Origin of the sequence: Streptomyces montanisoli, from assembly GCF_017813245.1 — a bacterium.
Classification (GTDB): Bacteria; Actinomycetota; Actinomycetes; order Streptomycetales; family Streptomycetaceae; genus Streptomyces; species Streptomyces montanisoli.
The window spans coordinates 1-8,762 of record NZ_JAGIQL010000211.1; the positions used below are offsets into that span (position 1 = coordinate 1).

The 8,762-nt window shown below is 68.9% G+C and carries 7 protein-coding genes; 4 read left to right on the forward strand and 3 right to left on the reverse strand.

The genetic code is table 11. The annotated features are described in order from the left end of the window. Window positions 1–177: 177 nt before the first annotated feature. Window positions 178–1,659: a Na+/H+ antiporter NhaC gene (gene nhaC / locus JFN87_RS29815; protein ID WP_209345096.1), complete on the reverse strand. Its 1,482-nt coding sequence runs from the start codon at window positions 1,657–1,659 to the stop codon at window positions 178–180. A 190-nt stretch (window positions 1,660–1,849) separates the two neighbouring features. Continuing rightward, window positions 1,850–2,500: a GntR family transcriptional regulator gene (locus JFN87_RS29820; protein WP_209345098.1), complete on the reverse strand. Its 651-nt coding sequence runs from the start codon at window positions 2,498–2,500 to the stop codon at window positions 1,850–1,852. A 159-nt stretch (window positions 2,501–2,659) separates the two neighbouring features. Here JFN87_RS29820 and JFN87_RS29825 point away from each other — a divergent pair, with 159 nt between their 5' ends. The 4 genes from JFN87_RS29825 (at window position 2,660) to JFN87_RS33945 (ending at window position 6,380) form a co-directional block, all read left to right on the forward strand. Next, window positions 2,660–3,613: an asparaginase gene (locus tag JFN87_RS29825; RefSeq protein ID WP_307865647.1), complete on the forward strand. Its 954-nt coding sequence runs from the start codon at window positions 2,660–2,662 to the stop codon at window positions 3,611–3,613. Between the two features lie 91 nt (window positions 3,614–3,704). Then, entirely contained in the window at window positions 3,705–5,105 is a 1,401-nt protein-coding gene (gene lpdA, locus JFN87_RS29830) for a dihydrolipoyl dehydrogenase (protein WP_209345100.1), read from the forward strand. Between the two features lie 91 nt (window positions 5,106–5,196). Further along, entirely contained in the window at window positions 5,197–5,595 is a 399-nt protein-coding gene (locus tag JFN87_RS34210) for a transposase (RefSeq protein ID WP_209345103.1), read from the forward strand. A gap of 8 nt (window positions 5,596–5,603) precedes the next feature. After that, complete coding sequence (locus tag JFN87_RS33945; RefSeq protein ID WP_209345105.1) at window positions 5,604–6,380, forward strand: transposase; 777 nt, start codon at window positions 5,604–5,606, stop codon at window positions 6,378–6,380. A 470-nt stretch (window positions 6,381–6,850) separates the two neighbouring features. Here the strand turns inward: JFN87_RS33945 and JFN87_RS29845 are convergent, their stop codons facing one another. Further along, the gene (locus tag JFN87_RS29845; RefSeq protein ID WP_209345108.1) at window positions 6,851–8,536 is read right to left on the reverse strand and encodes an SGNH/GDSL hydrolase family protein; all 1,686 of its coding nucleotides are present in this window, start codon (window positions 8,534–8,536) and stop codon (window positions 6,851–6,853) included. Window positions 8,537–8,762 lie beyond the last annotated feature (226 nt).

Sequence of the window (8,762 nt, forward strand, 5' to 3'; positions counted from 1 at the left end):
CCCCCCCCCCCCCCCCCCCCCCCCCCCCCCCCCCCCCCCCCCCCCCCCCCCCCCCTCTCCCGAGGGGGGGGCGGCCCCCCCACCCGCGCGGCAGCGGGGCGCCGGGCGCCACCCCCCCCGCCCCGGCGGCGAGGCCCCCCCCCCCGCCGCCGCGGCCGCGGCCCGGGCCCCCGCGTCTCAGACCGCGGTGGGTACGGGCTTCTCGGCCGCCGGGCGTGCCGGCTCCTGGCGCGCGATGCCGAAGCCGGTGTAGCCGCAGATCACGGCGATGATCACGCCGAAGTAGTTCAGGAACGCGTACGGCGCGTACGCCATGGTCGCGACGCCCAGCGTCGTGGACATGTAGGTCGCGGCCTCGGTCCACGGCACGAGCGGCACGAAGACGGTGCCGGAGTCCTCCAGGGTGCGCGACAGGTTCTTCGGGGCCAGCCCACGCTGCGGGTAGACGTCCTTGAACGCCTGTCCCGGCACGATGATCGTCAGGTACGAGACCCCCATGGCGAGCGCCGCGCCCACCGAGCTCAGCGAGGTGGCGAGGATGATCCCGCCCGTCCTGCGCACCTTGCCGAGCAGCCGGCGCATCAGGACGTCCAGGCAGCCGGTCTCGGTGAGGATGCCCGCGAAGGCGAACCCGGCGAGGCCGATCAGCACGGTCGAGACCATGGACGACATGCCGCCGCGGTTGAGCAGGGTGCCCACGGCCTCGGACAGGTGGTCGGGGTCGATGCCGCCGTGGCCGGCCAGCATGGAGGTGGTGAAGCCGGTCGAGGCGGAGGCGGAGATCTGCTGGAGCGAGAAGCCCTGGACGGCGGCGCCCAGGATCCCGGCCACCGCCGAGGAGGCGATGATCGTCGGCAGCGGGGGCTTCTTCATGATCGCGCCGACGAGCACCACCGCGGGCGGCAGCAGGAGCAGCAGGTTGAAGTGGAATCCCTGCTCCAGCACGGTGTGCAGGGCGTCGGTGCGCTGGGCGGCGTGCCCGTCCGCGTGCTGGGTGCGGCCCAGGATCAGGTAGAGGACGCCGGCGAGCACCGCGGCAGGCCCCGTCGTGTAGAGGAGGTGCCTGATGTGCTCGAAGAGCGTCGAACCGGCCACGGCGGGAGCCAGGTTGGTGGTGTCCGACATCGGGGACATCTTGTCGCCGAAGTAGGCCCCGGAGACGATGGCGCCCGCGGTCATCGGCAGGGAGACCCCGAGCCCGCCGGCCACACCGATCAGGGCGACGCCGACGGTGCCGACCGAGCCCCAGGAGGTGCCGGTCACCGTCGAGACGACCATGGTGATCAGGAACGCGAGCACCACGATCCACGACGGGTCGATGACCTTGAGGCCCCAGTCGACGATCATGGGGATGGTGCCGCTCAGCGTCCAGGTGCCGATGAGCATCCCGATGGAGATGAGGATCAGCAGCGCCGGCATCGCCGCGTCGATCTTCTCCCGAATGCCCGCGAGCATCTCCGGCCAGGTGACGCCGAGCCGCCAGGCGACGACTCCGGCGACGACGCAGGCCGCCACCAGGAGCACCACGGGGTCGAGGCCGAGCCAGAGCGTCCCCGCGACCATGAGGGTCAGCATCAGCACCACGGGGAGCGCGGCGACGAGCAGTCCTGGCGTGCGGCGCTCGCGTGGGGGCGACGGCGCGGTGGAGGGGTCGGTCATGCGGGTACTCCAGTGGCCCGGCGGGACGGGCGGGTCGGCGGACGGCGGTAACGGGTCCGCGGGTGGCAGGGGGCCGCCGGCCGTGAGCCGTGGGCCTGGGCGTGTATGGGGGAATCTGCGTGCGGGTCGTGCGGCCGCGCCCCGGGTACGGGGCACCGGCGGCCCGGCGGGGAGGGTGCCCCGGCGGGGATCAGCTCCCGGTCAGGGAGGCCGTCATGTGGGCCAGCACCCGTCCGAGATGGAGGTCCATGAGCGCGGTGGCCCGATCGCCGTCGCCGTCCGCGACCGCGGCGGTGATCTCCTCGTGGGCGTCGAGCGAGTCGGCGGTGTGCGCCGCCGGGACGTCCATCGGGCTGCGCAGCAGGATGATCTGCTGCTGCACACGCCACAGCTGCTCCGCGACACGGGGGCTGCGCGCCGTCTCCGTCAGGGTCCGGTGAAAGTCCAGGTCGAGACGGTGCACGAAGCGCCGGCCGCCCTGGATCGTCTTGCGTGCCCGTGCGCAGGCCGAGCGCAGGGCCGCGACGTCCTTGTCGTCGCGGCGCTCGGCGGCGAGCCGGGCGGACGCCGTCTCCAGCGCCGTGCGCAGTTCGAACAGGGCGCGCACGTCGTCAGGTCCTGCCGCGAACACGGTGGCTCCCCGGTTGGGGTTGTGCACGAGCAGGCCCTCGCTGACGAGCTGCCGCACGGCCTCGCGCAGGGGGCCCCGGCTGGTTCCGAGCTCCCGGGCGAGCACCACCTCGTTGATCCGGGTTCCCGGTCGCAGATGGCCGCCGAGCAGGCGTTCGCGCAACACCTCGGCGATCTGGACGGCGAGGCCGCGTTGCAGGGTCCCGCTCATGTGACGACGCCTCCCCTGATCGTCCAAAGTGTTGACAGTCGCCAGTTGACAGGGACGTTTCCGCAGCTGTCAAGGGTTTCCGGCGAAATCACTCCCGCACTCGACAGCTTCCGCGCCAGGTGATAACTGTCAACAGTTGACTCGTACTGAGAGGTGGACGTGACAGTGCACAGCGTGGTGGCCGAGGTATGGCGCGGGGACTTCCTGGAATCCGTGCACCACGGGACGGTCCTCGCGACCGGCCCCGACGGATCCGAGATCCTGCGCATCGGGGACGTCGACGCCCCGATGTACCCGCGTTCCTCCAACAAGCCCCTCCAGGCGCTCGGCATGCTCCGCGCCGGGCTCGGCCTGGACGGCGAGCTGCTGGCGCTGGGGTGCGCGAGCCACTCGGGCGAGGACATACACCTGGACGGCGTGCGGGCGATCCTCGCGTCCGCCGGGCTCGGCACGGAGGCGCTGCGCTGCACGGCGGCCCTGCCGATCGGCGAGGGCGCGCTGCGCGCGTACCTCGCGGGCGGCGGGCAGCCGTCCCCGCTGACGATGAACTGCTCGGGCAAGCACGCCGCGATGCTGGCGACGTGCGTCGCGAACGGGTGGGACACGGCCACCTACCTCGACCCGCACCACCCGCTCCAGGCGGGCCTGCGCGAGACGCTGGAGGACATGGCGGGCGAGAAGGTCACGTCAACGGGCGTCGACGGCTGCGGCGCGCCGCTGTTCGCCGTCACCCTGCGGGGCCTCGCCCGCGCCTTCGGCCGCATGGCGTCGGCGCCCGAAGGCAGCCTCGAACACCGCGTGACCCGCGCGATGAACACCCACCCCCGCTACGTCGGCGGCACGGGCCGTGACGTCACGCGGCTCATGGGCGCGCTGCCGGGCGCGATCGCCAAGGACGGAGCCGAGGGCGTGTACGCGCTGGGCCTGCCGGACGGTTCCGCGGTGTCCCTCAAGATCGCGGACGGTTCGCAGCGGTCGCGTCCCGTGGTGATGGTCGCGGCGCTGCGCCGCCTCGGGGTCGACGTGGACGGCGACGAGACGCTCAGCGCGCTCGCCACCGCGCCGGTACTCGGCCACGGCGAGGTGGTCGGCGCGATCCGCCCCACGTTCTGACGAGGACCGCGTACCGATCGCCACGATCGCGTCCCCCGATCGTGGCGATCCGGTTGCACGCCGGCACGAGCGGCGTGAGGATTGTCCTTCTGTGAGCCAACATTTCGACGTCCTCGTCCTCGGAGCCGGCCCGGGCGGCTACACCGCCGCCGTGCGCGCCACGCAACTCGGCCTGACCACCGCTGTGGTGGAGGAGCGCTACTGGGGCGGTGTCTGCCTCAACGTCGGCTGCATCCCGTCCAAGGCCCTGCTGCACAACGCCGACATGGTGCGGTTCGTCGCGAACGAGGCCGAGGCGTACGGCATCGGCGTCGGCGGCGACGTGACGGCCGACTACGGGCCCGCCTACCGGCGCAGCCGCAAGGTCGCCGACGGCCGGGTGCGCGGCGTGCACTACCTGATGAAGAAGAACGCCATCACCCAGTTCGACGGCCGCGGCTCGTTCACCGACGATCACACAGTGACGGTGGCGCTCACCGACGGCGGCACCGAGACCGTGACGTTCGGCCACTGCGTCATCGCGGCCGGCGCCACCCCCCGGCTGCTGCCCGGCACGTCGCTGTCGGACCGCGTGGTCACCTACGAGAGCCAGATCCTCAGCGAGACGCTGCCGGGGAGCATCGTCATCGCGGGCGCCGGCGCGATCGGCGTGGAGTTCGCCTACGTGCTGCGCAGTTACGGCGTGGACGTGACGATCGTGGAGTTCTTCGACCGCATGGTGCCGCTGGAGGACGAGGAGGTCTCCAAGGAGCTGGCGAAGCAGTACCGCAAGCTCGGCATCGAGGTCCTCACCGGCACGGCGGTCGAGTCCATCGACGACTCGGGCCCGCGCGTGCGCGTCAGCGTCGACAAGGGCGGCGAGCGCAGGACGCTGGAGACGGACAAGGTGCTCCAGGCCATCGGTTTCGCCCCGAACGTCCAGGGCTACGGCCTGGAGGCCGCCGGTGTGCGCCTCACCGAGCGCGGCGCCATCGACGTCGACGGGCGCTGCCGCACGAGCGTCCCGCACATCTTCGCGATCGGGGACGTCACGGCCAAGCTGATGCTGGCGCACGCCGCCGAGGCGATGGGCATCGTGGCGGTGGAGACGATCGCGGACGCGGAGACGATGGAGCTCGACTACGTCATGATCCCGCGTGCCACGTACTGCCATCCGCAGATCGCCAGCTTCGGCTGGACGGAGGCGCAGGCGCGCGAGCGCGGGTTCGACGTCCGGGTGGCCAAGTTCCCGTTCACGGCGAACGGCAAGGCGCACGGGCTCGGCGACCCGGTCGGCTTCGTCAAGATCGTCAGCGACGGCCGCTACGGCGAACTGCTCGGCGCGCACCTCATCGGCCCCGAGGTCACCGAACTGCTTCCCGAGCTGACGCTCGCCCAGCAGTGGGACCTGACGGTGCACGAGGTCGCGCGCAACGTGCACGCGCACCCCACGCTCGGCGAGGCGGTCAAGGAGGCCATCCACGGGCTGGCCGGTCACATGATCAACATGTAGGGCCGGCCGGTGCGCGATCGTTCTCGGCGCGACGAATGTCCTGGAGGCCGAGCAACTCCAGCGGCACTGGCGCCGCTTGCTCCCCCGTCCCGTGTCCGACAGCACGCTGCGCCGCACGCTGCAGGCCATCGACGCTCCGGTGGCAGCCCGGGTCGAACGAGCCCGCGCCGCAATCCGGGCCGTGGTGTGGACCTGGCTGGGCCTGCGGCCGGGTGGTTTCCCCTGGATCTCGGTGTGCGGACGAGAACTTCGTGGCTGGTACGTCCTCGAACTGGATGCCACCATCGTGACCTGTACCAGCCGGAAGGAAGGAGCAGCCGGCACGTTCAAGGGATCGTATGGCCATCATCCACTGGGGGCGTGGGTGGCCAACACCCGTGAATGCGTGGCGATGTTGCTCCGGTCGGGCAACGCCGCCTCCAACGACGTCGCCGACCACAAGAGCGTCCTGGCTGCGGCGTTGCGGCAACTCCCCCTGCCGCTCTGGTGAAGCTTTTGGTGCGGATCGACGGGGCGGCCTTCAGCCACGGCCTTCTCGATCACCTGCAGACGCTGACGACGAGCCGGCGCCGGGCGCGGAGGGTGACCGGTTGGGCCATCCACACTGCCGACGAGGAGGCGATCGCACGGCTGCCCGAGCGTGTGTGGACTCCCGCGCTGCGGCAGGACGGCGAGGTCCACGAGATCAAGGGGGTGGACGGCGCATGGGTCTCCTACCAGGTCGCCGAGCTGACCGGGGTGCGTGGCCTGACCGGCTGGCCCGAGGGGATGCGGTTGATCGCGCGCCGCGTCAAGCCCTCGCGCCGGGGCGTGAAGAAGCTGACCACCTTCGAGAAGCACACCGGTTGGCGCTACCAGATCGTCGCCACGAACATCCCTGCCCACCACGGGTTGTCCGGGGTGCCGGGCTCCGGACAGGGGTGGTTCGCGGACGCTCTGTACCGGGATCACGCCGAGGTGGAGGACCGCGCGAAAGCAGCCAAGCGGGTCGGTCTCGCCCTGCTGCCCTCGAAGTCCTCGCAGCTCAATGCCGCCTGGGTGCTGGCCGCCACCCTCGCCGCCGACCTGGACGCCTGGACCCGGCTCCTCCTCCTGCACGACGAACCCGAACTCGCCGCCGCCGAAACGGAAACCATCCGCATGAAGCTCTACCATCTCCCTGCCCGCCTCACCACCCACGCCCGCAGACGCACCCTCCACCTGGACCGGCACCTGGCCCTGGGCCACAGCCACCGCCTGGCAGCGGGGGCCACCCAGCTCCCGGCCCCGACCTGACGGCCGGCCCCAACCCGACGACACCAGGAAGGACAGGAAGCAGCACCCTCGGGCCCGTGGAACCCGACGCCCCCGCAGCGCATGCGAAGGCCCCCACACCGACCGGCAGGACAAACCGGGGCAACCCGCCGGACCAACCGAACCCATCACGCCACAGACGAATCGAGGTTCACACTCTGCCCGGTCCCCGGTACCGCCGTGCTGCTGGATCACCTTCATCCCGCCGCCCTGGGTGAGCCACGCTGACGAATCGAGGTTGACGGGAGCCCGGCAGGGTCGGGCAGGATGTCACGCGGGCGCGGCCGTCACGATCTTGCGAGTGGAATCACATGATCATGATAGGCCGCGCCGTTCGACGTTCGCCCGCCCGGTGCAAGATCCGAGCACGCATCACGCCCGCCCTCCTGCACAGGCCGCGTCGTGGTGCCTGTGCAGGAGTCATTCGCGAGTATCCGTGATGCGACCCGAAGTCACATATCTGGTCGAAGAGAGTCGAGATCGAATCCGTCAGCTATGGCTTCGTAGCCAGAGTCATCCAAGTTGACGTGGTCGCCCGCATCGTATGAGTCGTTCAGCATCAGGGCCGGTGGATCGTCGGTACTCGTGGGATCGCTCACCCCTACGATACTTTCAGCGTCCAGGTAGTTCACGGTGGGTGAGGTGAAGTCCACCTGGTCGGTGATCCATGTGTTGATACCTCTTCGATTTGTATCCACCGTTGAGGTGCAAGGGGCGTACCCCTCACATGGCGTCAGAGTGGTAAATATCGTTTTGATGCCCCACCCTTTCAACTGGTCGCGAAGCAGCGAGAGGCTTCTCTCCGTTTCGACGTCGTCATGCCCGGCGATCGCGTCTTGGAGGGCTTCATTGACCACGACCGTGGTGATGTTAGGTAGAGACAAGACATCTCTGTCGAGCCTCGTGAGTGCAGCTCGGCCACCTGCGTGACCGCCTGCGTCGATAGCAAGAAGATTGCCGCCCACTCCAGAGTTTACAACGCTGTCTTTGGGCGCGCCTGAGGAGTCGTTTTCGAATCGCCTTGCCAGCGGATAGGAGATTCCAGCAACTCCACGGCCTTGGTCGATCAAGTAATTCCCCAGGACATCGATTGTGGGTAGGTCAGCAGATGTCGTCACGTCGATACTGTTGACGACTGCGCTGAAGGAGCTGCTCAAGCTGCCGCTGCTCGTGAAAGCCGTGGATGCCGAGTCAGAGACGTCGGTGGTGTGGTCGCCGCTACCGACAGCGCTGAGATAGCCCCACGTTGCTGAGGACGGATGTGGGTTCATCGTTATATACGGCACTTTATTCGCCAAGTACAGGCTGACGGCGAGCAGAGTGCCTCCCGTTACGGGCATAGAAATTGGGTCGCTGTAGGCTTCCCCTCCTTCAGGGATCACTAGGCTACTATCGCCGTTGTTGAAGGTGAGTTCGTGTGGTGAGGCCGAGAGGGATGGACCCATACGAACATCGCTTGGGGCGATAGTGACATGATTGATGTCCAGAGGATCAGTGCCGTATGCGTTAGAGAGATGGATGCGCAGCGTATCGCCGGAAATGCTGGGCTTAGCGATTATGCGGATGGTCTGATTGGTGAGTTCTCCGATGCTGGTGAATTGGAATCTGGCCTCCATGGACTCGTGCCATACGCTGGTCCAGGAGGATCCGTCAGGCGCGCTGGTTGTGTCGCGCACAGCCATACCGAAGATGTGCAAGCCCGGAACGTTCAGCTTGGCGGAGCTGCTCAGGTCAGGAAGCGTGACTGACTCCACTGTTGCGCCGGGTTGCAGCGGGATCGCGAAGGCGTAAATTTTGGTGCTGAGGTTTTCCTGGCCAGTTGGCGAGTTGCGGTGCGGGAGCATGACGACGGCCGCGGAGGTGGGGCCGGAAACCCAGTCGGGCACTTCCAGGCTGTAGCTTTGCGGGTCAACTGATCCGCTGTAGGTGACTGTCCCCGTCGGGACGACGCACCCTTCGTAGTCTCCGTCGCCAAGGCTGCAGCCGGTTCCCACGACCGGAGTCCCGGCTGAGACTGCCGGGCTGGTCAGTATGCCTGAGGGATCGGGGGCGCTGCTCAGTCCGTTGTTTGCTGCTGCGAGGAAGACGAGGGCGTTGCCTTTAGCGCCGTTCATCTGAATCGTCTGATTGGCTGCCATGACGTTGTCGCCTCCCGCCGCACCGAAGTGCGGCAGCGTGAAGGTGGCGCCGTCGATCGTGACGTTTCCGTCCGGCTGCCAGCCGGCGGCCTTGAGGTCTTTGAAGTTCCCCCCTGAACTTGGACAGCGGGTGCTTACGCTGCGGGGGCGAGGTTCTGCCTCAGAAGGGTTCTCGTTTCAAGTGGGGTGACGTATCCGTGGTCGGGGTGCCGGCGAAGCCGGCTGC